22 protein-coding genes and 2 pseudogenes are annotated in these 25396 nt (G+C 72.3%); 3 read left to right on the top strand and 21 right to left on the bottom strand.

Annotation, left to right across the window (positions count from 1 at the left end):
* Positions 1 to 81 precede the first annotated feature (81 nt).
* Entirely contained in the window at positions 82 to 501 is a 420-nt protein-coding gene (locus tag MCAG_RS30010) for a hypothetical protein (RefSeq protein ID WP_050778104.1), read from the bottom strand.
* A gap of 314 nt (positions 502 to 815) precedes the next feature.
* On the opposite strand from MCAG_RS30010, the gene MCAG_RS27720 reads away from it, so the two are divergent.
* Positions 816 to 1697, top strand: coding sequence for a CdaR family transcriptional regulator (locus MCAG_RS27720; protein WP_050778105.1), 882 nt, complete (start codon positions 816 to 818; stop codon positions 1695 to 1697).
* 135 nt (positions 1698 to 1832) lie between these two features.
* On the opposite strand, the gene MCAG_RS35400 is transcribed toward MCAG_RS27720, so the two are convergent.
* The 10 genes and pseudogenes from MCAG_RS35400 to MCAG_RS27760 form a co-directional block, all read right to left on the bottom strand.
* Positions 1833 to 2246 (bottom strand): fibronectin type III-like domain-contianing protein, encoded by a 414-nt coding sequence (locus tag MCAG_RS35400; RefSeq protein ID WP_232290427.1) that lies wholly within the window; start codon positions 2244 to 2246, stop codon positions 1833 to 1835.
* 15 nt (positions 2247 to 2261) lie between these two features.
* Positions 2262 to 2552: pseudogene (locus MCAG_RS35405) on the bottom strand (glycoside hydrolase family 3 C-terminal domain-containing protein); the annotation flags it as partial.
* Between the two features lie 81 nt (positions 2553 to 2633).
* Positions 2634 to 4148: a glycoside hydrolase family 3 protein gene (locus tag MCAG_RS35410; RefSeq protein ID WP_232290310.1), complete on the bottom strand. Its 1515-nt coding sequence runs from the start codon at positions 4146 to 4148 to the stop codon at positions 2634 to 2636.
* 45 nt (positions 4149 to 4193) lie between these two features.
* Positions 4194 to 4883, bottom strand: coding sequence for a response regulator transcription factor (locus MCAG_RS27730; RefSeq protein WP_007076262.1), 690 nt, complete (start codon positions 4881 to 4883; stop codon positions 4194 to 4196).
* Positions 4880 to 6091 carry a sensor histidine kinase gene (locus MCAG_RS27735; RefSeq protein ID WP_007076263.1) on the bottom strand — a complete coding sequence of 404 codons (1212 nt, stop codon included), beginning with the start codon at positions 6089 to 6091 and terminating at the stop codon, positions 4880 to 4882. The genes MCAG_RS27730 and MCAG_RS27735 overlap by 4 nt, the downstream gene beginning before the upstream one ends.
* A gap of 15 nt (positions 6092 to 6106) precedes the next feature.
* On the bottom strand, positions 6107 to 6922 hold the full coding sequence (locus MCAG_RS27740) for an ABC transporter permease (RefSeq protein WP_050778106.1): 816 nt from the start codon (positions 6920 to 6922) through the stop codon (positions 6107 to 6109).
* Positions 6922 to 7857: an ATP-binding cassette domain-containing protein gene (locus tag MCAG_RS27745; RefSeq protein WP_036375588.1), complete on the bottom strand. Its 936-nt coding sequence runs from the start codon at positions 7855 to 7857 to the stop codon at positions 6922 to 6924. Before MCAG_RS27745 ends, MCAG_RS27740 begins: the two co-directional genes overlap by 1 nt.
* Positions 7858 to 8174: 317 nt before the next feature.
* Positions 8175 to 8861, bottom strand: coding sequence for a response regulator transcription factor (locus MCAG_RS27750; RefSeq protein WP_007076266.1), 687 nt, complete (start codon positions 8859 to 8861; stop codon positions 8175 to 8177).
* The gene (locus MCAG_RS27755) at positions 8858 to 10069 is read right to left on the bottom strand and encodes a sensor histidine kinase (protein WP_007076267.1); all 1212 of its coding nucleotides are present in this window, start codon (positions 10067 to 10069) and stop codon (positions 8858 to 8860) included. Before MCAG_RS27755 ends, MCAG_RS27750 begins: the two co-directional genes overlap by 4 nt.
* A gap of 144 nt (positions 10070 to 10213) precedes the next feature.
* Positions 10214 to 12436 (bottom strand): MMPL family transporter, encoded by a 2223-nt coding sequence (locus MCAG_RS27760; protein WP_007076268.1) that lies wholly within the window; start codon positions 12434 to 12436, stop codon positions 10214 to 10216.
* An 812-nt stretch (positions 12437 to 13248) separates the two neighbouring features.
* On the opposite strand from MCAG_RS27760, the gene MCAG_RS27765 reads away from it, so the two are divergent.
* Positions 13249 to 14706 carry an RICIN domain-containing protein gene (locus MCAG_RS27765; RefSeq protein ID WP_232290311.1) on the top strand — a complete coding sequence of 486 codons (1458 nt, stop codon included), beginning with the start codon at positions 13249 to 13251 and terminating at the stop codon, positions 14704 to 14706.
* 397 nt (positions 14707 to 15103) lie between these two features.
* On the opposite strand, the gene MCAG_RS27770 is transcribed toward MCAG_RS27765, so the two are convergent.
* Together MCAG_RS27770 and MCAG_RS27775 are read right to left on the bottom strand one after the other, a co-directional pair.
* Positions 15104 to 15610 carry an SRPBCC family protein gene (locus tag MCAG_RS27770; protein ID WP_007076270.1) on the bottom strand — a complete coding sequence of 169 codons (507 nt, stop codon included), beginning with the start codon at positions 15608 to 15610 and terminating at the stop codon, positions 15104 to 15106.
* A gap of 3 nt (positions 15611 to 15613) precedes the next feature.
* The gene (locus tag MCAG_RS27775) at positions 15614 to 15955 is read right to left on the bottom strand and encodes a helix-turn-helix transcriptional regulator (RefSeq protein WP_007076271.1); all 342 of its coding nucleotides are present in this window, start codon (positions 15953 to 15955) and stop codon (positions 15614 to 15616) included.
* Between the two features lie 445 nt (positions 15956 to 16400).
* Between MCAG_RS27775 and MCAG_RS27780 the strand changes: the two genes are divergently transcribed.
* Positions 16401 to 16928, top strand: coding sequence for a DUF5134 domain-containing protein (locus MCAG_RS27780; protein ID WP_157548296.1), 528 nt, complete (start codon positions 16401 to 16403; stop codon positions 16926 to 16928).
* Between the two features lie 102 nt (positions 16929 to 17030).
* Here MCAG_RS27780 and MCAG_RS33080 read toward each other — a convergent pair whose 3' ends face one another.
* The 8 genes and pseudogenes from MCAG_RS33080 to MCAG_RS27810 form a co-directional block, all read right to left on the bottom strand.
* Positions 17031 to 17174 carry a hypothetical protein gene (locus MCAG_RS33080; RefSeq protein ID WP_198141671.1) on the bottom strand — a complete coding sequence of 48 codons (144 nt, stop codon included), beginning with the start codon at positions 17172 to 17174 and terminating at the stop codon, positions 17031 to 17033.
* A gap of 191 nt (positions 17175 to 17365) precedes the next feature.
* On the bottom strand, positions 17366 to 17689 hold the full coding sequence (locus MCAG_RS27785; RefSeq protein ID WP_036378114.1) for a CU044_2847 family protein: 324 nt from the start codon (positions 17687 to 17689) through the stop codon (positions 17366 to 17368).
* A 20-nt stretch (positions 17690 to 17709) separates the two neighbouring features.
* The gene (locus MCAG_RS27790; protein ID WP_036375595.1) at positions 17710 to 19062 is read right to left on the bottom strand and encodes an ABC transporter substrate-binding protein; all 1353 of its coding nucleotides are present in this window, start codon (positions 19060 to 19062) and stop codon (positions 17710 to 17712) included.
* Positions 19059 to 19598 carry a hypothetical protein gene (locus tag MCAG_RS33085; RefSeq protein WP_050778107.1) on the bottom strand — a complete coding sequence of 180 codons (540 nt, stop codon included), beginning with the start codon at positions 19596 to 19598 and terminating at the stop codon, positions 19059 to 19061. Before MCAG_RS33085 ends, MCAG_RS27790 begins: the two co-directional genes overlap by 4 nt.
* Entirely contained in the window at positions 19529 to 20185 is a 657-nt protein-coding gene (locus MCAG_RS27795) for a hypothetical protein (RefSeq protein ID WP_050778108.1), read from the bottom strand. Before MCAG_RS27795 ends, MCAG_RS33085 begins: the two co-directional genes overlap by 70 nt.
* Complete coding sequence (locus MCAG_RS27800) at positions 20182 to 21615, bottom strand: VWA domain-containing protein (RefSeq protein ID WP_050778109.1); 1434 nt, start codon at positions 21613 to 21615, stop codon at positions 20182 to 20184. The genes MCAG_RS27795 and MCAG_RS27800 overlap by 4 nt, the downstream gene beginning before the upstream one ends.
* Positions 21616 to 21626: 11 nt before the next feature.
* Positions 21627 to 23846 carry a serine/threonine-protein kinase gene (locus tag MCAG_RS27805; protein WP_036375597.1) on the bottom strand — a complete coding sequence of 740 codons (2220 nt, stop codon included), beginning with the start codon at positions 23844 to 23846 and terminating at the stop codon, positions 21627 to 21629.
* Positions 23846 to 25396 (bottom strand): annotated as a pseudogene (locus MCAG_RS27810) (trypsin-like peptidase domain-containing protein); the annotation flags it as partial. The gene MCAG_RS27805 and the pseudogene MCAG_RS27810, both read right to left, overlap by 1 nt.

Consider the following 25396-nt stretch of genomic DNA (forward strand, 5'->3'; position numbering starts at 1 on the left):
CGTGCTCACCGGGCTGATGTGGCGGCAGGCGGCCCGACCGATGCCCGAAGAATTCGTCCAGGTCGTGCGCCGAGGCCCGAGTCAGCGCGATCGGCGCGGGACGACGCTGCCCTCGGGCGGCGTGCCGTCGGACCTGGTCGAGGCCTGCCGCCGGCACGGCGTGCCCCTGTTCGAGATTCCGGTGGAGGTGTCCTTCCGGGAGGTCATCGACGCCCTCGCGCCGTCGGTGTGGAAGCAGCGGGCGACCGGGCTGGCCACGATGCTCGGCCGGCAACGGGGGGTGGTCGCGGCGATGGCCGCCGGTGCCCGGCTGCCCGATCTGCTGCCGGCCGTCGCCGCCGACCTGGGCGTGCGGTGCTGGCTGCTCTCCGCCACCGGCCGGTTGGTCGCCGGCACGGCCCCGTTGCCGGCCTCGGCCGCCGGGGAACTGGCCACCGCCTTTCTGACCGCCGCGCGGCTGCCGTTCACGACCCGGGCCGGCAGGACCCTCATGTCGGTCACCGCGATTCCCGGCTCCCCGGCGCACCGGATGGCGTCCTGGCTGCTCGCCTGCGCGCCGCTCGGGCCGGAGCTGCCAGCCGCGCCGGCCGGGCCGGAAGCGCCAGCGGGGGCACCCGGAGGTGCCGGCCGGGGCGGGGCGGGGGGTCACGGGCGCATCCCGGCCCCCGGGTCACCGGGCCCCGCGCGGTACGGGCGGATGCCGACACGCCGGCCCTGCCCGGGGACGACGTGCTGGCCGAACTGGTCAACATGGTCGCGTTGGAACGGACCCAGGCCGACGAGGCCGAGCGGGTCGAGCAGCGCCTGCCGACCAGGTGGGGCGGGCGCTGGCCGGCGACGGCGACGAGGCCGACCTGCGGGCCCGGCTTCGGGCCTGCGGGCTGATGCCGGACCGGAGCTTCGTCGCGATGACCGCGACCCTGACCGGGCTGCGGACGCCTCCGGCGCTGGCCCTCGCGGTGCTGCGCGAGGCGATCCGGACCATGGGCGTACCGGCGGCCGTGACGGCGCTGCCCGGCAACACGCAGGACCCGACCCTGCTGGCGGTGGTGGGCGACGCCGCGTCCGGGCAGACCGCCGGGGCCGCGTCCAGCGGGTTCCGCGCCGCCCTCGACATCCTGGCCGCCGGGCTGGGACCCGGGCGCCTCTCGGTCGGGATCAGCACCCCCGGTCGCGCCGCCGCGGCGCTGCCGGGGCTCGTGCAGGAGGCCACCCATGCCCTGCGCGCGGCGGCGGCCTGCCCCGGGCCGGTGGCCCTGGTCTGCTCCGGGGAGATGGCCTCCCACCTGATCCTGCTGGCCGGCGTGCCGGCCGACACCCAGCGGGCCTTCCGGTCCCGGCTGCTCGACCCGCTGACCGGCTACGACCGGCGACACGGGACCGAGCTCGTGCACACCCTGAACGCGTTCCTGTCCGCCAACGGCGCCTGGCGCCGGTGCGCGGAGTCACTGCACGTGCACGTCAACACCCTGCGGTACCGGATCGGTCAGATCGAGCGGCTCACCGGCTGCGACCTCGGCCGGTTCGAGGACCGGGTGGACCTCTTCCTGGCCCTGCGGCTGCGCGAGCCTGCCGGCTCGGGAGCCGCCGACCGACTCGGCGCCGAGGCGGTGAGCGATGGCCCGCGCGGCGTGGTTGGGCGCAGCGGGGGCGGCGCGGCGACCGACCGCCACGGCAGCTGGGCAGCACCGCCGTGAGGACGGCCGCCGTCACCGGCAGCCCCCAGGGCCGTCGATGCGGGCTGCGCAGGTGGGCGGGCCGGTGGGACATGAACGCCGACGGCAGGGACTTCGCCGTCGACGACATCGAGGTTCCTCCGGGTGCGGCGGCGGTCAGGCCACCGGTCGTACGGCGAACGCTGCCCGCAGCAGCGTCTCGTCCCGCGACGACGGCCCGACGAGCAGCGTGAAGGCGCCGGGCTCGACCACCCGGGCGCCCCGGCCGTCGACGATGGCGCAGTCGGCGACGGGGATGTCGATGCGGACCGTCGCGCTCTGGCCGGGCCGCAGCTCCACCTGACGGAACGCCTTGAGTTCCTTCTCCGCCCAACTGACGGACGTGACGGTGTCGCTGACGTACGCCTGGATGGTCTCCCGGACCGGCCGGGCCCCCGTGTTGCGGACGGTGACCTCGGCGTGGACGGTGTCCGTGGGCGACAGGTCGCCCGGTTCGACCCGCAGGTCGGCGTACTCGACCTCCGTGTACGACAGGCCGTCGCCGAAGGCGAAGGCGGGGCGCTGGGTCAGGTCGGCGTACCGGGAGCCGTGCTGGCCGCGGAGCTGGTTGTAGTAGGTGGGCTGCTGGCCGACGTGCCGGGCGAACGAGATGGGCAGCCGCCCGGCGGGCTCGATGAGGCCGAGCAGCAGTTCGGCGACGGCCCGGCCGCCCTGCATACCCGGGTTCGCCACCCAGAGCAGGGCTGCGGCGTCGAGCGCCGAGTCCGGCAGGACCAGCGGCTTGGAGGCGAGCAGGACGACGATCAGCGGGGTGCCGGTCGCGGCGAGGGCGTCCAGCAGCGCGATCTGCCCGCCGATCGTCGAGCGTGGCGGTGCTGCGGCCCTCGCCGACCAGCTCGATGCGCCGACGACCGCGACGACGTAGTCGGCCCGCGCGCGCGGCGACCGCCTCGGCGATCAGCGCTCCGTCCGGCGGGCAGGGCACGACATCTGTGGGCTGGGCTGGGCCGTCGTGACAGCTCGGCCTCGCCGTCGGGCGCCATGGTGAGGATGTCGGCGCCGAGGGGCGGGGTCACCGTCCAGCCGTCGGGCGCGTGCGCGCGCAGGACGACGAGGATCGTGGTGATCATGTCGCGGGGCTGGCCGTCGCGCATCCAGTCGGCCTGGCCGGAGGAGCCGGCCCAGTCGCCGAGCTGGGTCTGCGCGTCGTCGGCGAGCGGGCCGACGACCGCGACGGTACGCAAAGCGCCGCCGTCGCCCCGGGCGCGGCCGGTGTCGTCGGCCCGGAACCCGCCCGCCAGCGGGAGCACCCCGTCGTTGCGCAGCAGCACCATTTTTCCTTTGGGCGACCTCCAGGTTCAGTGCGGTGTGCGGCGCGCTGCCGATCACCGCCCGCTGCCGGGCGACGTCCGGGCGGCGGGGGTCCTCGAAGAGACCCAGCTCGAACTTCAGGGCCAGGATGCGGGAGACGGCGTCGTCGAGGTCCGACTCGGCGAGCAGCCCCTGCGCCACCGCGTCCTGGGCGCCCTGGAAGAACTGCGGGGTGGTCATGACCATGTTGTTGCCGGCCCGCACGGCTGCGGCGGCGGCGTGCGTGTGGTCGGGCTGGACCTGCTGCTCCCAGACCATCCGGCCGACGTTGTCCCAGTCGGTGACGAGCATGCCGGTCCAGCCCCACTCGCCGCGCAGTACGTCGGTCAGGAGCCAGTCGTTGACGGTGATCGGCACTCCGTCGGTGCTCTGGTAGCCGAGCATGAAGGTGCGGCACCCCTCGCGCGCCACCCGCTCGAACGGCGGCAGGAACCAGGCGCGCAACTTCCGTCGGGACAGGTCCGCCTCGCTGGCGTCCCGGCCGCCCTGGGTCTCCGAGTAGCCGGCGAAGTGCTTGGCGGTGGCCAGCACGGCGGTCGGGTCGGCGAGGTCCTCGCCCTGGTAGCCGCGCACCATCGCGGCGGCGAGCTCGCCGATCAGGAACGGGTCCTCGCCGAACGTCTCGCCGATGCGGCCCCAGCGCAGGTCGCGGGCGATGCACAGCACCGGGGAGAAGGTCCAGTGCACGCCGGTCGGGGCGACCTCGACCGCGGTGGCGCGGGCGACCCGCTCGACGAGGTCCGGCGCCCAGGTGGCGGCCATGCCGAGCTGGGTGGGGAAGATCGTCGCGCCGGGGAAGAACGAGTGCCCGTGGATGCAGTCCTCGCCGACCAGCAGCGGGATCCGCAGCCGGGTCCGCGCGGTCAGCTCGTGCGCCTGGAGCACCCGCGCGGGGGAGGTGTGCAGGATGGATCCGACGTGCTTTTCCAGGACGAGGTCGGCCAGGTCGCCGTGGGCGTCGAGCTGCATCATCTGGCCGACCTTCTCCGCCAGGCTCATCCGCCCGAGCAGATGGGCCACCCGCTGCGCCGTCGGCCGGGTCGGGTCGAGGTGGGGCAGGTCGTCGCTCATCGGGTCTCCGATGCTCCGGGACACGGTCATCGCACGACCGTACACACCCGCGCGCAACACGCCAGGTGACCGCCGTCAGCGCGAGGAGCCGTAGTCACGAGCAGGGGAGCGGGCGAAGCCCGTCTGGTAGGCGACGACTACGAGTTGGGCGCGGTCTCGGGCGCCCAGCTTGGCCATGATTCGGTTGACGTGTGTCTTCGCGGTCAACGGGGAGACGTAGAGGCGTTCGGCGATCGCGTTGTTGGAGAGTCCGGCGGCGACCAGGGTGAGTACCTCGCGCTCGCGTTCGGTGAGGGCGGCCAGCTCGGTCGGTACGGCGCCGGTGGCGGGTTTGAGGCTCGCGAGGTACCGGGCGATGAGCGCCTGGGTGGCTTTCGGCGACAGCAGTGCCTCGCCACCGGCGACGATCCGGATCGCGTCGAGAAGGTCGGCCGGCTCGACACCCTTGCCGAGGAAGCCGCTGGCCCCACTGCGCAGGGCCTGGAAGACGTACTCGTCGGCCTCGAACGTGGTCAGGATCAGCACCCGTACCCCCGCCAGGGCCTCGTCGGCGGTGATGGCCTGGGTAGCGGCGAGGCCGTCGAGGTCGGGCATGCGGACGTCCATCAGGATGACGTCGGCGCGGGTCTCGCGGGCCAGCCGGACCGCCTCCTGCCCGTTCGCCGCCTCGCCCACGACCTCTAGGTCGGGTGCGTTCTGGATCAGCATGCGGAACCCGGCCCGGATGAGGGCCTGGTCGTCGGCGAGCAGGACGCGGATGCTCATCCGGTGGTCTCCATCGCGGCGGCGTGGCGCTCGGCTGGCAGGTCGGGCAGGGGCAGCCGGGCGTCGAGGTGGAAGGTGCCGTCCGGTTCGAGTGCGGCATGCAGGCTGCCGCCGACGGCGTGGGCGCGTTCGCGCATGCCGGTCAGCCCGTTTCCGGTGCCGGCGGCCGCGGACGGGCGGGTGTGTACGGCGTTGCGAACTTCGATGCGCAGCGCGTCGGGGCGGTAGTCGACCAGCAGCCGTGCCGCGCCCGCGCCGTGCTTGTGGGCGTTGGTCAGTCCTTCCTGGATGATCCGGTACGCGGCCAGGTCGGTGGCTAGCGGGACGGGCCGGGACTGGCCGACCTGCCGGTGCTGGATCCGCAGTCCGGCGGCGGTCAGCGTCTCCAGGAGGTGACCGAGGCGGGACAGGCCGGGGACGGGCTCGGTCGGTTGCACCACCTCCCCGGACTGGCGCAGCACATACAGCAGGGAGCCCAGCTCGTCCAGGACCGTGCGGCCGGCCTCGCGGATGTGGCCGAGCGCCTCGTCGGCCTGGTCGGGCTGGCTGCGCAGCATGTGGCTGGCCACCCCGGCCTGGACGTTGATCAGGGCGATGTGGTGGGCGATCACGTCGTGCAGCTCCCGGGCGATGCGTAGTCGCTCCTCAGCCACCCGGCGGCGGGCCTCCTCCTCCTTGGTCGCCTCGGCGCGGATCGCCCGCTCCTCGGTCGCGGCGAGGTAGTCGCGCCAGGTGCGGACCGCCCCGCCGATGGAGGCGGCCATGCCGGTCCAGGCGATCGCCCCCAGGCTTCCCGGGTCGGTGAGCGAACCGATCGCCGCGGCGTCGATCGTGTAGAGGCTGGCGGCCGTGCCGAGGGCGGCGATGACCCCGACCCGCCGGCTGGCGGTCCGGGTGACGGTGTAGAGCGTGATGATCGCGGTGACCTCGAGTATGGGCGTCTTGTCACCGGACGTGGCGGTGACCACGATCAGGCTCAGGACCGCGAGCGCCAGCACGGTCAGCGGCGCCCGGCGCCGGGTCAGCAGCAGTACGAAAGCGATCCCGGCGGCCACGGCGTCGGCGCCGGTCGGTTCCGGACCGTCGTCGGGGCCGAACCTGAGTACCAGCGGCAGCGCGCCGACCCCCGCCACCAGGGTGGCGAGGGCGGCGTCGAGCAGGTGCGGGTGGTTGCGGTTCAGCTGCCGCGGCCACGCTGGGCCGATCATGTACTCACCGTACTGTCACGCGTCGCGGCGCTTGAGCAGGACGGCGGCGCCGGCCAGCAGTACCGCGATGTAACCGGTGAAGACGGCCAACCCGGGCCACGCGGACAGCGACGGGCTGGCCGCCTCGACCGCCATGAACGACCCGGCGGCGTTCGAGGGCAGGTAGGGGAAGATGCTGTCGTCCCAACTGGCCGGCAGGAGTTGGATGAGAACGGGTAGCACGAAGAGCGCGCCGACCACGGTGGTGACCGCGCCGGCGGTGTTGCGCAGCAGCGCGCCCACGGCCAGACCGATCAGGCCGGCGCCGGTCAGGTAGACCGCCGCGCCGACGACCGCCCGGAACACCCCGGGATCGGCGAGGGTGACGCTGGTGAAGCCGCGGGAGGAGAGGATCGCCTGGCCGGCCAGGAAGGCGACCAGCGACGTGGCGAGCATCAGCACGAAGCTCACCGCGGCGAAGACGATCACCTTGGCCCACAGCACCGGCAGACGCGCCGGCACCGCCGCCAGCGTGGCCCGGATCATCCCGGAGGCGTACTCGCTGGTGCTCGTCAGCACGCCGAGCGCCGCGGTGGCGAGCGCGGCGAGCATCACCCCGCCCAGGCTCATCGAGGCCGGATCGCTGAAGTCGTCCTGGCCGGGCCCGCCGTCCCCGGTGCCGATGACGCCGCTGACGAGCGACCCGACGCCGATCGTGAGCAGCGCGGTGATCGCCAACGTGTAGATCGTGGAGCGTAACGACCAGAACTTGATCCACTCCATGCGGAGTACCCGCGGCAGTGTGACCCGCAGGTCGCGCGAGGGGCCGGTGACGGCAGGGGTGGTGGTCATCAGTTCGTCCTTCCGGCGGTGGCCAGCGCGCCGGCGGTGGCGTGGTACTCGACGGCATCCCGGGTGAGCTCCATGAACGCCTCCTCCAGCGAGGCCTCCTGCGGCGACAGCTCGTGCAGGACCAGGCCGGCGGCGGCGGCGCGCTCACCGATCTCCGCAGGGTCCAGCCCGGTGACCTCCAGCACGCCAGGTTCGGTGTTGGTGACGGTGACGCCCTCACCCACCAGCACGCCGCCGAGGCTGGCGGCCTGCGGCGAACGGACCCGCACGCTGCGGGTCGACGCCTGCGCGATGAACTCGGCGATCGGGCCGGCGGACAGCAGCCGCCCCCGCCCGATCACGATGAGGTCCTCGGCGATCAACGCCATCTCGCTCATCAGGTGCGAGGAGACGAAGACCGTCCGGCCCTGCCCGGCCAGGCTCTTGAGCAGATTGCGGATCCACAGCACCCCTTCGGGGTCCAGCCCGTTGACCGGCTCGTCCAGCATGACGATCCGCGGGTCGCCCAGCAGCGCCGAGGCAATGCCCAGCCGCTGCCCCATGCCGAGCGAGAAGCCACCGGCCCGCTTGCGGGCCACCTCGCTCAGACCGACCATGTCGATGACATCGAGCACCCGGCCCTTGTCAATGCCGTTGCTCGCCGCCAAGGACAGCAGATGGTGGTACGCCGAGCGACCCGGATGGATCGCCTTCGCCTCCAGCAGCGCCCCGATCTCCTGCAACGGGGCCTTGAGCCGCGCATACGAGCGGCCGTTGACGCGTACCTGCCCGGACGTCGGCCGGTCCAGACCCATGATCACCCGCATCGTCGTCGACTTGCCGGCCCCGTTGGGGCCGAGAAAGCCGGTGACCACGCCCGGCCGTACGGCGAAACTCAACGAGTCGACCGCGAGCTTCTCGCCGTACCGTTTACTGAGGTCGTTCACCTCGATCATCTGCCACCCCTCCAGCTGTCTCACGCGACGACCCAAGACTCGCCGGAAGATCCGGCGGCGACATCGTCCAGCCGCAGACACTCCGGCGTACTGCGATCGCTGTACCGCCCCCTAGGGGTTAGGGGTACGCCCAGAACGGAGCGAGGATCGGCACTGGCGCATGGCGTGGTCGGTCAGACACCCGCAACGTGCCAACGCGCTCGGCTGCCGACGTCACGATCGCTGCGGCAGGCGCCAGGTTCGTACCACGCGCGGTATCGCGAAGGCACCGTCGAGGCGCGGGCCTGTCGAAGCACCAAAGCTGGCGCGGTCCCGGGTTAGGGGGTGTGGGGGTCTGGTGAGACCAGACCGTTCTTGTAGGCCAGGACGACGAGTTGTGCTCGGTCGCGGGCGCCGAGCTTGGTCATGGCGCGTTGGATGTGGGTGCGTACGGTGAGCGCGCTGAGATTGAGTTCCCGTGCGATTTCGTCGTTGGACTTTCCGTCGGCGGCCAGCTTCATGGCCTCGCGTTCGCGGTTGGTCAGATCGCGGATCCCGGGTGTGGTGGGCTGCGGGGCGGCGGTGTTCGGTGGCGGAGTGGCGAGGAACTGGCTGATGAGGGCTTTGGTGGCACCTGGGGAGAGCAGGCTCTCGCCGGTGGCGACGGTACGGATGGCTTCGAGGAGGGCGTCGGTGGTGACGTACTTGCCGAGGAAGCCGCTGGCGCCGGCGCGTAGGGCGCGGGCGACGTGCTCGTCGTTTTCGAAGGTGGTGAGGATGAGGACCCGGGTGCCGGTCAGGTCGGGGTCGGCGCAGATGGTCTCGGTGGCGGTCAGGCCGTCGACACCGGGCATCCGCACGTCCATCACGATGACGTCGGGACGGTGTTCGCGGGCGCGATCGACGGCCTGCGCGCCGTCGGCGGCCTCGGCGACGACCTCGAGGTCGTCGCAGGAGTCGATCAGCATCTTGAAGGTGCCGCGTAGCAGCGCTTGGTCGTCGGCGAGAAGGACTCGGATCGTCATGGCGTCCCCTGGGGTGTGAGAGAGCGCGGCACGGGCGCGTGCGGATGCAGCGGCAGGGCGGTCACGACTTCGAAGTCGGCGGCACCGCTGTCGCTGACCCGCAGGTCGCCGCCGACCGCATGGGCCCGTTCACGCATCCCGATGATGCCGTAGCCGGCGGAGCCGCGTCTGGGTTGCTCGTCGGTACGGGTGTCGTTGGTGACCGTGATGGTGAGCCTGGTGCTGCTGTAGCGAAGGCGCAGCGCGGCCGTCGCCGACGCGGAGTATTTGGTGGCGTTGGTCAGCGCCTCTTGGATGATGCGGTAGGCGGTCAGGTCGATCCCGGGCGGCAGGTCCCGAGGCTCGCCCTCCGTCGCTAGGTTGACTGTCAGGCCGGCGGACCTGCAGACCTCCAGCAGGTCTGGGAGCTGGGCCAGCCCCGGCGCCGGTTCGAGGCTGTCCGCGTCTGGGCCGCTGTGGCGCAGCACGCCGACGGTGTCGCGCAGCTCGAGCATGACCGTGGAGGTGGTGGCTTGCAGGTCGGTGAGGATCTTCTTGGTGAGTTTCGGGTCGGACTCCAGCAGGTGGGCCGCGGTGCCGGCCTGCGCGTTGGCCACGGCCATGTGGTGAGCCACGACGTCGTGCAGGTCACGAGCGATGCGCATCCGTTCCTCCGTGACCCGCAGCCTGGCCTCTTCCTCACGGGTCCGCTCGGCGTGCTCGGCGCGGGCCTGGACGGCCTCGAGCCAGGCGTGACGCAGCCGGGTCCCGCTGCCCATGGCCAGCGGCAGCAGCAGCCACAGGGCAGGCCCGAAGGCGCGCAGCGCCACCATCGCGTCCAGGTCGACCCCGACCGCGGTGCCGACGACAAGCACGGTCGTTACGCCGCCGTACGCCCAGGTCGTCCGCGAGTCGGTCGCGGCAGCCAGCCAGTACAGCGCCACCATCAGCGGCGCGAGCAGGAGCGGGGACAGGACGAAACCGAGGCTTCCCGTCACGACGGCGCAGACAGCGGTCACCACGACCGCGCTCCGCAGACGCTTGCGGGCCCCGAACAGCGCCAGACAGGCGATCCCCGTCACGACATTGGCGACCCAGACATCCTGCGGACGACTCTCGCCCGGGCCGACGAGATTCGCCCCGATCACCGCGCCACCAAGCAACGCGAGCACGATGACCGCGTCGGTCAGCCGCGGATACCGCTGCGCGTACTCCTCCAGACTGACCATCAGAGCTCCTCCTGATCCGCCGCGGGCCGGCGGCGCCGAAGTCGATTGTCTTCCGAGCCAACCAGCTCGTATCTGCCGTACGGGCCGGGCCCGCCGTTCTCCGCGGACCCGGCCCTTAATGATCAGTGACTACTCATCCGCCTGTCACGGGGCGCTTGCGGGCATGGGCTCCCGCTCGCGCTCCGGCTCCCCCAGCGGATCCCGCTCCAGGCTCGCGCCCTCGACGTCGACGCGCGGCAGGATCCTGTCCAGCCAGCGGGGCAGCCACCACGCCCGGCGGTCGAGCAGCGCCATGACAGCCGGGACGATGGCCATCCGGACCACGAACGCATCCAGGAACACTGCGGCGGCGAGGCTGAAACCGATCATCTTGATGAAGGGGTCGACCTCGGCGATGAACCCGGCGAAAACAGCCATCATGATCAACGCGGCTGCGACAACGACGCGGGCGCTGTGCCGGAAACCGGCCTCGATCGCCTGGCGCGGCTGCGCACCCTGAACGTGGTCCTCCCGCATCCGCGACACAAGGAACACCTGATAGTCCATCGCCAGCCCGAACACGATCCCGATCATGAAAATCGGCACGGCACTCATGATCGGACCGGTCTGCTCGACACCCAGCAGACCCGCGGCGAATCCCTTTTGGAACACCAGCACCATCGCCCCCAGGGCGGCCACCGCCGAGAGCAGGAATCCCAGGGCTGCCTTGACGGGGATCAGGATCGAGCGGAACACCACCAGCAGCAGCAGTACGGCGAGCCCGACGATGGTGGCAAGGTAGGGTACCAGCGCGTCCCGGAGCTTCTCCGCCAAGTCGATGTTGACCGCCGTCGTCCCAGTGACCTGGAACTTCGCACCCGTGCCGCCGACCAGCTCAGGCCGCGCGTCACGCAGGTCACGGACCAGGTCCTTGGTCGCCTCATCGGTCGGGCTGGTGGAGGGAACGACCTCGAACATCGCGGTGTCCCGGGCGTCGTTGAGCAGCGCCGGCGAAACCGACACCACCCCGTCCACCCCAGCCATCCTGCCGGCGATGGACTCGACCGCCTTCTCCGGCTCAGTCGCGCCCTTGACGTCGACCACGATCATGAGCGGCCCATTGAACCCGGGCCCGAACGCCTTGGCCAGCGCGTCATAGGCACGACGCTGGGTGGTCGAAGTCGGCCGGGACTCGTCCCCCGGCATGCCCAACTGCAACGACGCGGCGGGGATCGCGAGCGCGCCCAGCAGCGCCACACCCAGAACCAGGACCGCGATCGGCCTGCGAAGCACCAGCCGCGCCCACCGCGTGCCGCCGCGCCCCGGCGCCTTCTCGTCCGCTGTGGCCACCTGACCGCGGCGAGCAGACCGAGACAGCACCTTGTCCGGCACAAACCCGAGGACCGCCGGCACCAGAGTCAACGCGACCAACACGGCAACCACCACCGCCGCGACCGCGGCAAGCCCCATCTTCGTCAGCATCGGGATGCCGATCACCGCCATACCGGCAAGCGCGATAACCACCGTCAAGCCAGCGAAAGCCACAGCGGAGCCAGCGGTGCCCACCGCCAGGGAGACCGCGTCAACTGCGGAAAGGCCCCGGGCACGCTCCTCGCGGTATCGGGAGACCACGAACAGGGCATAGTCGATCCCCACCGCGAGACCCAGCATCAACGCCATGGTGCCGGTGGTCGCGGACAGGCCGAACGCATTGCTCACCGCGAGGATCGACATCATGCTCACCGCGACTCCGAGCAGTGCGGTCAGCAGCGGCAGCCCTGCGGCGACCAGGGACCCGAAGGTAATCAGCAGGATCACCGCGGCCAGCCCGATGGCGATGATCTCAGCGACACCCCCGCCCCCGCCGGGCTCCATCGCGCTCCCGCCGGCCTCGACGGTCAGGCCGGCTTTCCGGGCGACATCGGCCGCGGCGTCGATTTTCTCGATGCTGGCATCAGTGACCGCGCTGGCCTTCACCGCGTACCGCACACTCGCGTACGCCGCCGATCCGTCGCCGCTGACCGCGCCGGCCTGAAACGGGTCGTCCACCATGGCGACCTGATCACCGGCGCCAAGCTGCCGAACCGCTGACTCGATGGCCGACTTGTACGGCGCGGCGGTTACCTTCTCGCCCGCCGGGGCCACGAACACCACCGTCGCGTCACCGGCATCGGCCGTTAGCCCGGGAAACCGTTCCTGCATCAGGTCGAAAGCGGTCTGCGACTCGATGCCGGGCACCGAGAAATCGTCGGCCGGAGCCGATGCCGCCGTCAGGCCCGCGAAAACCGTCCCAGCCAGAATGGCCAACCATGCCAAAAGCACCGGACCGCGACGCTGAAAAGTGAACCTGCCGAGCCGAGCCAATAATCTTGCCACAAGACGCTCCATCCCAATTATCGGAAGACATCACCATCCCGCTTGCGACCAACCCGTGTCGTCCTGCGCGTGATGACACTTGACTACTGAATCCGAACCTCTTTGTCGCAACCACGCTCATGCGGTAGCAGTAGCCGAGGAAGCAGGACGACAACTGGGACGGTCCGGGCAGTGGCGGCGAGGTCGATGCGTCGCGATTTTGGCGGGGGGAGTTGGTGTGGTCCGCCGGTGCGGTGTCGGCTTCCAGGTTGTGGATGTGGTCGGGAGCCCCAGCCACCCGCCGGTGGCGGTCCCCTCCATGTCGAGCAGGTCTGGCGTCCGTGGCGGCGGCCCGGCGGCGGGTGCCCGGTTGCTGCCAACGCGCCGAGGAGTTTGCCCAGGATCAGGGCCGGGCTCGAGCGGCGCCTCGGAGGTTGCGGCGTTGTGGATGGTGTTGAAGGCCGTCCACTGTTCACACGTAGAGCCGGTTGCGGGGCGCGCGTTCAACCCGCCCATTTCGGGTTCAGGAGGTCCTGACGGTCGCCTCACCGTCGATCATGGCGGCGACGCTGTCGCCGGTATCGGTGACGGCTGCTGTCGCACGATGATGCCGGCGCCGTCGGCGATGCCGGCTCCTGACGGAGGCGACAGCGCATTTCACATCGATGGTCGTCGAGGGCTTGACATGGCTGATGTTGTCACTAGCATCCACATGTAACACGGCCTTAACCTGCGTGCCGTCAAGGCAAAGGCGCTAAGTTTCAGTGATTGGACATTCCATGACACGGATCACGTCGTCTGATGCCCGCGCATCAGGACCATCGCGGAGGACCCGGTTGCGCCGGATGCTGATCGCCCTGGTGACCGCGCTGACGGCGCTGGCTAGCGTCGTCGTCGTCGCCTCGTCGCCGGCCACCGCCGCCACGCGCCAGTTCCGAGGCATGAACTGGGCAGTGCTGGGGGACAACTTCAGCACCGGCCCGCTCGTCGTGCAGGGCCTGAGCCAGTCCGACAGCAACGCGACGGTGCGGGCCAAGGCCAATGCCCTCTATGACGACATGGCCTCCACCATGGGGGTCAACACCATCCGGCTGCCCATCAACACCCACACGGTGGGGACGACGTGGTGGAACGCCTACCGCGGCGCCATTGACGCCGCCACCGAACGTGGATTCAAGGTCATTCTCACCTATTGGGAGGACGGCGCCGCCTCCGGCGGCAGGATCACGAACCTCGCCGCGTGGAACGCGATGTGGGCCAACGTGATCAGCACGTACGGCTCCAACGCCAACGTCTACTTCGAGCCGATGAACGAGCCGCACGGCTACAGCTCGGCGGACTGGCGCAACGTCGCAGCCAACTGGCTCAGCTACCACCGCTCGGCGGTGCCCGGCCGGGTGCTCATCGGCGGAACCGGCTTCAGCCAGGACCTTCGGGACGTCTGCAACGACAGCCGCTTCAACTCGACGCTGTTCTCCTTCCACCACTACGCCTTCTTCTACGGCGAGATGACCTACGACGCCTTCCGAAGCCACATCCAGACCCGCCTCGGCAACTGCGCCTCCCGCGCGGTCGCCACGGAGTTCGGCGCGCCGATGAACGACGGCCGCAACTACGCCGACGCGAACAGCACCGACAACTTCGTGCGCCACATCCGCGCCATGGCCCAGGTCATGCGTGACAACCAGATGGGCGGCACCTACTGGCCCGCGCTCGGCGGCAAGACCGGCAGCATCGGTTACGACTGGTACTCGATGTTCGCCCTCAGCGGCAGCGGCACCGACCTCAACCTGACCGTCCGCAACATCTCCGGCGCCGACCGGATCCGGTATGGCTGGGGCGACACCATCGACAGCAACCCCACGACGCCTCCGCCAGCGACGGGAACGTTCTACCAGCTCAACGTGCGCCACAGCGGCAAGGCAATGGAAGTCCAATCACCGAACACCGACAACGGTGCGCGCGTCGTCCAGTACACGTACGGCGGCAATGCGTGGCAGCAGTGGCAGTTCCAGGACGCCGGCAGCGGCTACTGGCGCATCATCAGCCGGCACAGCGGGAAGTGCCTTGATGTGGTGAGCGCTTCCACCGCCGACGGTGCCGAGCTCATCCAGTACACCTGTGGCACCGGCGCGAACCAGCAGTTCCAGATGGTCGCCAACGGCAGCTACTTCCAGCTTCGGGCGCGACACAGCAGCAAGTGCGTGGACGTACCGGCCGCATCGACCGCGGACGGCGTGGTCCTCAAGCAGTATCCGTGCAACACCGGCACCAACCAGCAATGGTCGCGCACGGCCGTCTAGCGGTCGTCTCGACGTGACCGCGGATCCGCGGTACGGCCCGCCCCCGGTGTCGAGCTCGTGCTCGGTGCCGGGGGCGTCGTCGTACCGGGGCTGCCCTTCGGTCGGGCGACCGGCGCGGCGTTGCGTTGCGCTGCGCGGTGCGGGGTCGTCGGCCAGTTCATGGCCCGTGCGGCGACGACCCCCGCCCTCATGGTGACTATTCGCAGTTGGCCGTGGTGGTCTGCTGATCCAGGCGTGTGCGCCGTGGGTGCTCGGGTCGCTGGGGTGGCGCGGCTGCCGTGGGTGCACGGCGTAGGTCAGGTGCGTCACCCGCGACGAGGGCTCCGAACGGACCACCTCCAGCGCGACCCTGGACGTGTCCACGCCGTCGAGCAGGCGGGTGCCGCCTTTCCGGCCGTCAGCCCCGCGCCCCCTTTTGAACGATCTCGGTGACGTAGGCCGCCAGGCTGTTCAGGGTCTGCTGGCCGCCCTCGATCGCGTGGTACTTCTCGACCGCGTCGTCGCGCAGTTCCTTGGTGGGGAACACCGTGCGCATCACGATCCGGGTCGCCGCACCGTCCGGCGCGAAGGTCAGGACCGACTCGAAGGCGTTCGGGTCGTCGCGGGACTCACCGTGCAGCAGCGCGATCCGCTCCGGTGGGACGATCTCGGTCCAGGTGATCCACTCGGAGTAGTCGGTCCCGTCCGGCCCGTGCATCACGAAGTCCCAGACTCCGCCGACGCGGAACTCGAAGGACCGCGTGGTGGTGGTGAAGCCCTCCGGACCCCACCACCGCGACAGGTGCCGGACCTCGGTGAACGCCTCGAACACCAGCTCCCGCGGGGCGTCGATGACCCGGGAGATCGCGATCTCCCGGTCGGCCGTCGCCGGCTCCGCCCGTGCTTCTTGCCTTGCCCCTGCCATCGGTCATTCCTCCTGTGCTGTTTGCTTGAGGTCCTGCACGTAGGTGTCCAGCCGGTCGAAACTCTCGTTCCAGAACCGCTCGAACCCGCCGACCCACTCGTGGACCGGCCGCAGCCCGCGGGCGTTCAGGCCGTAGAGGCGCTGCTTGCCCGCCCCGCGGACCCGCACCAGCCCCACCTCCCGGAGCACCCGCAGGTGCTTCGACGCCTGCGGCTGGCTCATCCCCAGCTCCTGGGCCAGGTCGGTCACCGGCCGCTCACCCGCCCGCAGCAGCGCCAGGATGTCCCGGCGCTGCGGCTCGGCGATCGCGTTGAACGCGTCAGACGTCGTCGCTGCTCGTGCCATGGCAGCCATCATATTCCCATAACGGAATACGTCAAGCCGGTGGGGCGTCGGGCGAGTCTTGTCGGATGACGTATGCCGGCTGTTCGCAGCTGGCCGCGGTGGCCTGCTGATTCAAGCGTGCGCGCCGCCGGTGCCGTGGCTGGATGGAGCGGTGCCGCCGGTTGGCGTGGGTCAGGCTACGGCCGATGGCGGCCGGCGGCAGCCGTTCGCGCAGGACGTGCCGGCGGGGCTGAGGCGCCCGCACCCGCGTTCGCCCGGCGCGGACGGCAGGGCAACTTCGCACGCAGACGTCGACCCGTTCGCCGAGTACCGTCGGCCCTGACCGTCTGTCCACGCCGGGCCCTGCCAGCGGCCGGACGAGGGGAGCGAGCCCATGGTGAGCCCGGCGTTGCAATGGCCGATGACGCTGGCGCTCGTGGCCGTGACGGCTTTTCACGGATTCCGGATGCTGGACCCAACAGCCCGGCGCACGGGGCCGGGACCAGCCGTCCGATCCCGGGTCTCCGGGGCCGTCCACGTGCTCATGGGCGTGGCGATGACCGCGATGGTGTGGGCGCTCGGGGTGCCGCCGGTGGTGTGGCTCGTCCTCTTCGCGCCGGCCGGAGCCTGGTACGCGATGCTGACGGCCCGCCGTCCATCGAGGCCCGGCTCGCGGGCGGTCACCGGGTACTTCGCCCTCGCGTCGGGGGCGATGGTGTGGATGAGCGGTCTTCCCGGCGACCACGCCGGGCCGCACGGCCAGCACGGCGGGGTCGCGCCGGTCGGCTGGTGGCCGCCGCTGGTCAGCCTGGCCCTGGGTGGGTACCTGCTACTCGCCGCAGGCTGGTGGGCGGCCCGGGGGGTACGGCTGACCCCGGCCTGGCGCGATCGCGTCCCCGCCGGTCGGCCGGGGCCGCCCGGGGCGCGGGCCGAGGGTATCTGCCACGCCACCATGGGCGTGGTGATGGGGCTGATGCTGCTGGCGATGGTGTAGACCGCGCCGGCCCGTTGTCCGGGCCGGCCCGGTGATCCTGGGCGGTCCGTATGTCATCGCCTGGACCCACCCGGAGTTGGTCAGGCCGTTACCTGCTCGACCTCATCGCCGGGCCGGCGACGCGCCGGCATGGTCGCTGGCGTGAGACTGCCGCCGCCGGAGCACCAGCCAGGTGCCGAGGATCGCCAAGGAGATCAGCGGTGCCGGGTGGCCGAGCAGCGCGGCGATGGTGGGGTCGGCGGCCACGCCGACGACGGTGGCCACGAAGACCCAGCGCGGGACCGCCCGCCATCCATCCGAGACATCCCGGATTCGCCGGTGGGCCGCCGCCGGCCTCCCTAGCGGTACTCCCGGGTGCGGCGGTCCGGTGTGGACCCGCACCGTCCACACCGGCAGGGGCCAGCGGGCGTGGCGCGGTCGCCGGCAGACGACGGTGGTCAGGCGGTGGGGAGCCGCTGCCAGCGCACGGTCACCTGGAGTTGCCCCTGCACGCCGGTGCGGGCGATCAACGCGCCCGCCTCCGCGGTGAGCTGGATGCCGAAGCTGATCTCCACCTCGTCCGGCCGGTCCACCATCGACCGGAACTCGGTCAACGCGGCGGACGCGGCGTCGCGCGCCTGGCCGATCGCCTTGTTGAAGCTCACCCCGGCCCGGCGGAGCACGTCGTCGGCGGCGGACGCCGGGGCGATGCCCGGCGTCTCGTCCACGGCCACGAGCACCGTACCCCCGCCATCGAGGGCGAACTCGACAACCTCGCTCATCCACTGCCCCTTCTCGGTGGTCAACTCGGCGGACTGAGGCAGGGCAACCCTAGCCACTCGTCCTGCCCGGTCTGGCTCCGCACGATATCCAGCTCGGTCAACAACGTGCCCAGCAGCGAGGGGTCGTCCAGGTACTGCAGGACGGCCGAATGGAATGCGGCGGTCATCGCCGCCGGCATCATGTCCGAGGCGTCGCGGCACAGCGTGCCGGTGGTGAGGGTCTGCGCGATGCGGCGCGGCAGGCCGTCCGGATATGCCGGGCCGGCCTCCGCGTTGAGGGTGAACGCCAGATCGCCGCTCGCCTCGCGCCACGCCTGGCGGGCCTGTTCGCCGGCCAGGAAGTGGATCAGCTTCCGGGCCTCCGGCGAGTCCTCGAACATGCCCACCACGTCCTCGGAGATCTCCCGTACCGGCACGCCCGGCGTCGGGCCGAACGCCGGAGAGGGGAAGAAGTCGACCGCCGGTGGCGGTCTGTCCGGATCGGACCCCTGGTAGGAGCGGACGATGAACGAGCCCTGATGATCGAGGAAGCAACTCGGGGCCTTGCCGAACATGCCCCGCCCCGCCACGTCGAAGTTGGTCAGCAGGGGGGTGCGGCTGCCCGGCCCGACCCCCACCAGCGCGCCCCACTCCTGCCATGCCTCCCGCACCTCCCGCGAACTCCACGCCTGATGCCCCGCCGCCCACCGCTGGTAGACGGTCTGCCCGGAGCGGTGCAGCAGGATGTCCTCGATCCAGTCGGTGCCAGGCCACCCGGACTGCGGTTGCGCCCCCATCCCGAGGCACCACGGCACACCCCCGCGCGCCTCGATGTCGCGGGTCAGCGCGACCAGCTCCGCCCACGTCGCCGGGGGCCTGCGCACGGTGGGGCCGCCGGGGGCGTCCGCCCGGTACCAGACCAGGCTCTTGGCGTGCACGGCGACGGACAGCCCATACACCCGGGCATGGGTGCCTCTCGGGGGCGTGAGTTGGAGTAACTGTCGCGCCAGGCCCGGCTGCTCGGCCGGAACGAGGACGTCGTCGAGCGGGTACAGGTCGCCGCTCTGCACGTACGTCTTCAGGTCGTTGAGCCGGGGCAACACCGCGACGTCCGGCGGCCGGCCCCGGTCGATCCCGGACCGGAGCACCTGGCTGACGTCCCGGGTGCCCTGGTAGTTGACCCTGATCTTGCTCTCTTTCGTGAAGGCGTCCAACACCGCCAGGAAGGGCCCGGCCTCGCTGCTGCGCCTGCGTTCCTGCTCGGTGTCGCCCTCGCCGTCCGTCGACCAGGACGCGACGACGCTCAGGGTGCGCGGCTGCGGGGAATCGGCACAGGCAGCCAGGCCGGCACCGGCGAGTAGGACCGGGATCAGGGCGAGCGCACCGCGTCTCATCGCTGTCGATACCTGTATTCCTCTAGTCGGGGCAGGAGCCCGAAGACCACCAGCGCGGCGGCGAGCAGGGACGCCGCGAGCAGGACGATTTCGCCGCCGTGGCTGTTCGCGGCCCCTGCCGCCAGCCTGGTGGCCTCCTGGCCGTGCTTCCACGCGTTCCCGGCAGGGAGCGCCTGCCCGTCGCCCGGTGCCGCCTGCCCGTCGCCCGGGGTGGGCGGTGCCGCGCCGGGCGGACCCACCGGCGTCGCCGTGGCCAGGCACGGCGACGGTGCGTAGGCGGCGCTGAGCAGAGCGGCCAGCCGCTCGGCGTCCCGGCCGACCAGCGAGGTGAGCTGCTCCGCCCGGGCCTCGGCCGCCCGACCCATCTCGGCCCGGGCGTCGGCGAGCTGGTCGGTCGAGCGCAGGCTCATCGCGGTGGTGCCGCCCATCGCCACCACCGCGAGCGTCGCCAGCAACAGCGGTGCGTTCAGCACCCGCCGGAACCGGCGGCGCAGGAACAGCTGGGTGGCGACCAGCAGCCCGCCGAGGACGAGCACCGGCAGCAGCCATAGCAGGATCGTCGCCGGGCCCGTCCACGTCCGTCGACCTTCCGGTCCAGCGCCGCGACCTGCTTGCCCCGGAGCAAATCGAGGCGGTCCAGGATCTCCTCCAGCAAGCTCGACGCGTCCCGCAGCGCGGCGGTGCCCAGCGCCCTGCCGCCGGCCTGGGCGAAGTGGGCATGGGCCCGCTCGATCAGGCCGGTGTAGGTGACCAGCGACGCCTCGACGACCTGGATGTCGCGGCTGCCGTCGTCGCCGGCGGCATTGTCCTCGGCGACCTCGGCCAGGTGCTGGCCCGCGCGGGCGATCTGGTTCTGGTAGTCCTCTCCCGGCCCGGCGAGCAGCCGGGTGCACGCCGCGAAGCTGGCCACCGCCGCGCCGTGCGCCTCCCGCAGGGCGACCTGGGTGTCGTACACCGCCAGAATCGCCGGCACGGAACGGTCGTAGGCGTCGTCCGTGGTCCGGTGCACGCCGAGGAAGACCGTCAGGCAGCCGGCCAGCGCGACCGCGTTCGCGGCGAGCAGCGCCCACAGCAGCCGCAGCAGCGTCCGCCGGGTGGTGCTGGTCAGCGCCGCGCCGCTCACGCCGGCACCGGCCCGATCTTGGCCGGGTCGGTGAACTCGTGGCGGCACCGCTCACAGAACCGGGCACCCGGCGGCGAGCGGTGGCCGCACGGGCAGACCCGCGGCTGGGAGTCGGCGGCCGGTGCCGGTGACGGCGCCACCTGAGGGGCCGGATCGCGCACCGTGAACGACGACCGCAGGGCCACGCTGATCACGTCGAGCCGGGGCAGGTCGTCGCGCAGGCGTACCGAACCGGCACCGACGTCCTCGACGAGCAGCCGTAGCTGCTCCAGGTGGAACGCGTCCCCGGCGGCGGTGGCCAGCTCGACGGCGCGGCCGAGCAGCCGCGCGGCGGTCGCCCGGTCGCCGGTGTCGTACGCGTCGCACCCGTCGGCGATGAGCCGGCTCAGCTCCTCCTGCCCGGTGTAGTGGGCGACCCGCGGATCGATCCGGCTGGACAGGGCCAGGTCCTCGGTCCAGTGGGCCAGGGCGTTCACCGGCCGGGCGGCCGGCGCGTCGTCCACCAGCAGGTCGATCCGGGCGACCCGCAGATCCTCGCCCGTCGGCCGGCCCGTCCCGTCCACCTCGAGGCACAGGTGGTACTCCCGGCTCTCCGCGCCCCAGGAGCCGGTCGCGCACTCCACCAACCGGTCGTCGACCGGTGCCACCGGCAGATCCATGACCGTGGGATGCACCTGCCGGCAGGACAGCACCCGCGCCGGTGGCACCACGGCGATCCGCAGCCTCGCCCGGGCCACCCGCTTGGCCATCGTGGCCCGCATGGTCGCCCGGAAGTCGGCCTCCAGTTCCTGGGGCCGGCGGACCGCGTCGGCCGTGCCGTGCAGCGCCTCGGCGACGCGCATGAGCTCCCGCGGCTCCCAGGCGTCGCCGACGCCCCGCGCGTCGCAGACGAACTGCCCCGCGCAGTCCGCCAGAACCTCCGCCAGCCGCTGCGGCGTCTCGTGCTCGTTGCGGCCGTCGGTGAGCAGCAGGGTGTGCCGGATCGCCTCGGGGTGCTCCGCCAGCAGCTCGCGGGCCAGTGCCAGCCACGTGCCGATCGCCGTGCCGCCGGCGGCGGCGAGCCGCCCCAGCTCGCGCCGCGCCTCCTCCCGGGTGGCCGGTGAGGCGGTGGCCAGGCCCCGGTGGCGGGGATAGACCATCCGGGCCTCGTGGGTGCCCTCGACGACGGCGAAGCGGACCCCGTCCGGCAGCATCCCGACGGCTGCGGCGGTGGCCCGCCGGGCCGCGCCGAGCTTGGTCGGCGGCTGCGCCATCGACCCGGAGCAGTCGACGACGAGCACCTCGGCGTAACGGGAGCCATCGGCCTGCGCCGGGCCGCCGTCCTCCCGGGCCCGCGCGGTGACGGTGAGGATCGCGTGTAGCTGGCGGTCCCTGGTGGACAGGAACCGGTCGTGGTCGATCCGCAGGTCGAAGTCGAGTGCGCTGGACACCGGGTCGCTCCTCACCATGATCGCAGGAAGGTCAGCGGCCGGACCGCGTTCGCCCGGTCGACGAGGACACCGTGGTCGTTGGCCGTACGCGCCTGCCGGGCCAGGTCACGCAGGGAACTCTCGAGCAGCCGCCGCAGGGACCGCTCCGACGGCGCGTCGCCCAGTGTCTCGCCGACGGCCAGGCCGCCCGCGCCATGGACGAGAACCCGGTCCAGGGCGGCCTGCCGGACCAGCGTGGTCATCCGGTCGCGGGCCTCACCGTGCCGTGCGCCCCCGTCGAGCCGCAGCCGGCCGAGCCGGCGCACCGCCTCGTTGAGGTGCTCCGCGCCGGGCGGGTCGTCGCCGAGCCAATCGGCCAGCACCCGGACGGCCGCGACCTGGGCGGCGTCGTAGTGCCGGGAGACCCGGGGGACGCCGTCGAGGAACTGCACCGCCGCCTCCCGGTCGCCGGCGGCCAGCCGCAGCCGGGCCAGCCCGAACGCGGCGCTGGCGGCCGACCGGTCCCGGCGCCACACCGCCCGGTAGTAGCGGGTCGCCTCGACGGCGTCGCCCCGCTGCTCCGCGCAGTAGCCGAGCGCCAGCTTCGGTGCCACCTCGCCCGGCAGCTCGCCGTACGCCCGATCGAACCGCGCGGTGGCGTCGTCCACGTCGGACCGGGCGAGCGCCAGCAGGCCGTGGTGCCAGACCAGCCGCCAGTCGGCATCCGCGTCCTCGCCGAGCAGCCCGGCGGCGCCGGCCAGCGCCTCCTGGGCCGGCTCAGGCCGGCCCAGCTCCAGGTGGGCCCGGCAGCGGGACAGTTGGACCTCGACCGAGTCCGCCTCGAACGCCGCGAGCCGGGCCAGCAGGCTGCGGGGATCGAGGGCACCGATCAGCTCCAGGGCGGCGGTGGCGGGGTCGCCGGTCGCGGGGCGGGGCACCGGCAGGCCGGTGGCCACCGCGGCCGGCGCCGGGCGGCCGTGGTGCGGCACCCCGGCGGTGGACGGGTCGGTCCAGGCCGCCAGCCCCGGCACCGCGCCGAGCCCCGCGTCGAGCAGCGCCGCGGTGGGCGCGAACACGGTGGACGGCTCCTGGGGCCGGTCCGCCGGGGGTGCCGGCAGCAGCTCCCGCAGCACGCCCTTGAGCTGCTCGGACATGTCGGAGGCGGAGGCGAAGCGGCGGCGCCACTCACGGTGGGTGGCGCGCGCGACCAGCCGCCCGAACGACTCCGCCCCGAGGTCGGGATCACGGTCGGTGGAGCCGAGCGGGGGCTTGCTCAACTCCCGCAGCATGACCCCGACCGCGTAGAGGTCGGACCGCACCGTGAACCCGTGCGTGGCCAGCTCGGTCGGGCTCACCCCGTAGGTCTCGGTGCCCACCTTCGGGCTGTGCCGGTCGTCGGCCCGGCGTACCCCGCCGAGGTCGATCAGCTTGATCCGGTCGGCGGTACGGATGACGTTGCCCGGGTGCAGGTCGGTGTAGAGCAACCCCTTGCCGTGCAGGTAGTCCAGCGCCGTCAGGATCTCGTGACCGTACGCGAGGATCTCCACCAGCGGCAGCGTGACGGCCGGCCGGGCCGGGTCGACGGCGGCCTGCCGCAGCTCGTGCAGCGTCATCCCCTCCAGGTACTCCATCACGATGTAGCTGGTCTGCCCGCCGAAGAGCCGGTCCTCCGCGCTGACGAAGTTGAAGATCCGGACGATGTTGGGATGGTCCAGGGTGGTCAGGAACTGCCGCTCGGAGACCTCGATCGCCAAAGCGTTCGGCTCGGTCTTGTTGATCAACCGCTTCAGGGCCATGTGCTTGCGGTCCAGGTGGACGTCCTCGGCGAGATAGACCTGCCCCAGGCCGCCCCGGGCCAGGTACCCGACCACCTCGTACTGGCCGGCTACCAGGTCACCGGGGCGCAGGGCGGAGACGAACGCGAAGGGCGTCCCGCAGTGGGGGCAGTAGCCGTGGTCGAGCCGGTCCGCCCCGCCCCGGCCGACCTCCCTGCCGCAGGCGGGGTTGGCGCAGAACCGCTCGTGCTCGGGCACCGTCAGGCCGGCCGTCGTACGCCGGCGGTCGGCGAAGTCGCGCACCGGCAGGGACACCAGGCCGGCCACGGGCCACGTCTCGCTCCCGACCGGTGCCCCCGCCGTCGGCGTCGCGACCCGGCCCGACGACCTCGCGGGCCAGGGCGCGAGACCGCAGACCTCGCAGAAGCCGTCGGCGTCGACGGTGCCCGGGCAGCCCGGTGTACGCGGACAGCGCATCAGGACGGCACTCCTTCCTGCCGCTCGCCGAGGATGCGCCGGACCGCCTCGGCGTAGGCGTGCACGGCCTCGGTGGCCTCGGCGAGGTCGCACGGGCCGGCCCAGAGCAGGTCGTGGGCCCGCCGGTAGGACCGCCCGAGGCCCTGGTGCTCGGTCCACCCGCCGGCCACGGCGCGCGCCCGGTGCGCGTCCAGCAGCCCCCGCAGCTGCTGGTGCTCGGTCGCCCGGGCGGTCAGCTCTTGACGCAGCCTCGCCACCTCGTGCAGCGCCCGGTCGGTGCTGTGCTCCACGGCGGCCAGGTGTTCCAGCAACGGACCGGGATCGGGTTCCCGGGCGGCGGCCAGCAGCGTGGTGAGCCGGATCCGCAGCCGGGTGGCCCGTGGCGTCCTCGGCGGCAGCCCGGTCAGGTGGGCCTCGACCTCGCGCTGCTGGGCACGGGCGAGGCCCTCGGCCTCGCGCAACCCGGCGATCCGCCGGGCGAGCAGCGCGAGCCGCAGGCCGACCGCGGGGCTGCGGAAGCCCACCAGGACCCGCAGGTCGCGTTCGGCCGCGCGGTCGACGATCGGCCCGATGACGTCGGCGACGAGTCCCTTGGGGTCGGTCGACTCGTCCACACCGTCGATCAGTAGCGCCCGCGGCGCCTTGTCGCCGAGCCGACGGTCCGCCGGGCCCGCCGTCGCGGGCTCGGCGACGCCGACGAAGCCGAGGATCCGCTCGGCCAGCTCCCGGGGCGGCTTGCCGGTGGCGTCCAGCGCCAGGTCGATGCTGCCCAGGGGCGGCACCGACGGGTCCCGCTCGCCGGCGGCCGGACCGGCCGAGGACGGCCGGAACTGTCGGTTGGACAGCACCACGGCCCGGCGTACGGTGGCCGAGATCGTCGACGTGGGCGGGCCGGTGACGACCACCAGGACGTTCTCCGGCGAGCGGCGGGCGAAGAACCGGGCCGTCCGCCGGGCGAACTCGCCGTCCTCGCGGCCGGTGCCCATCGACGTCAGCTCCTGGTCGACGGAGGAGTCGCCGACCACCCACGCCTCCAACAGGGGCAGGTGGTTCAGGAGCGTGTCCACCGGGATCATGTACGAGCGGCCGGCGGAGGGGTCGCTGTAGTAGGAGACCACCATGCCCACCACGTAGCCGGTCTCGTTGTCGACCGCCGCCGCGCCGCTGAACCCGCTGCGCACCCACAGCCCCGGGCTCGCCGGGTTCGGGTTCATCTGCATCCGCTCGTTGGTCTCCCCGGACAGGACGGCGTGGACGGTCTCGCCGTCGCTGAACTCCTTCGGGAACCCGAAGGCGTAGACCCGCTTCTCCCACAGGGGCATCCGCCGCAGCTCGGCGCCCGGACCGCCGGGGACCGGGTCGGACAGTTCGAGCAGGGCGATGTCGCCACGACCGTCCGCGCCCACCGGAACCCACCCGCCGGTCGCCACCCGGGCGGAGCGGGCGGGCAGGTGGGGCAGGCAAACCAGGTCGACCTGGACCCGGCCGGCCGGCGGGGCGGCGGTCCACGCCCCCTTGCGGCCGGCCGCGCGGTCGATGACGTGGGCGCA

The organism is Micromonospora sp. ATCC 39149, from assembly GCF_000158815.1.
In the GTDB taxonomy this organism is placed as follows: Bacteria; Actinomycetota; Actinomycetes; order Mycobacteriales; family Micromonosporaceae; genus Micromonospora.

Coding starts and splice junctions, on each gene's coding strand:
- MCAG_RS35410 (WP_232290310.1), bottom strand. CDS start 4,148: ATGACCGTGTCCCGGAGCATCGGAGACCCGATGAGCGACGACCTGCCC.
- MCAG_RS27730 (WP_007076262.1), bottom strand. CDS start 4,883: ATGAGCATCCGCGTCCTGCTCGCCGACGACCAGGCCCTCATCCGGGCC.
- MCAG_RS27735 (WP_007076263.1), bottom strand. CDS start 6,091: ATGATCGGCCCAGCGTGGCCGCGGCAGCTGAACCGCAACCACCCGCAC.
- MCAG_RS27740 (WP_050778106.1), bottom strand. CDS start 6,922: ATGACCACCACCCCTGCCGTCACCGGCCCCTCGCGCGACCTGCGGGTC.
- MCAG_RS27745 (WP_036375588.1), bottom strand. CDS start 7,857: ATGATCGAGGTGAACGACCTCAGTAAACGGTACGGCGAGAAGCTCGCG.
- MCAG_RS27750 (WP_007076266.1), bottom strand. CDS start 8,861: ATGACGATCCGAGTCCTTCTCGCCGACGACCAAGCGCTGCTACGCGGC.
- MCAG_RS27755 (WP_007076267.1), bottom strand. CDS start 10,069: ATGGTCAGTCTGGAGGAGTACGCGCAGCGGTATCCGCGGCTGACCGAC.
- MCAG_RS27760 (WP_007076268.1), bottom strand. CDS start 12,436: ATGGAGCGTCTTGTGGCAAGATTATTGGCTCGGCTCGGCAGGTTCACT.
- MCAG_RS27765 (WP_232290311.1), top strand. CDS start 13,249: ATGCTGATCGCCCTGGTGACCGCGCTGACGGCGCTGGCTAGCGTCGTC.
- MCAG_RS27770 (WP_007076270.1), bottom strand. CDS start 15,610: ATGGCAGGGGCAAGGCAAGAAGCACGGGCGGAGCCGGCGACGGCCGAC.
- MCAG_RS27775 (WP_007076271.1), bottom strand. CDS start 15,955: ATGGCACGAGCAGCGACGACGTCTGACGCGTTCAACGCGATCGCCGAG.
- MCAG_RS27780 (WP_157548296.1), top strand. CDS start 16,401: ATGCTGGACCCAACAGCCCGGCGCACGGGGCCGGGACCAGCCGTCCGA.
- MCAG_RS27785 (WP_036378114.1), bottom strand. CDS start 17,689: ATGAGCGAGGTTGTCGAGTTCGCCCTCGATGGCGGGGGTACGGTGCTC.
- MCAG_RS27790 (WP_036375595.1), bottom strand. CDS start 19,062: ATGAGACGCGGTGCGCTCGCCCTGATCCCGGTCCTACTCGCCGGTGCC.
- MCAG_RS27805 (WP_036375597.1), bottom strand. CDS start 23,846: ATGCGCTGTCCGCGTACACCGGGCTGCCCGGGCACCGTCGACGCCGAC.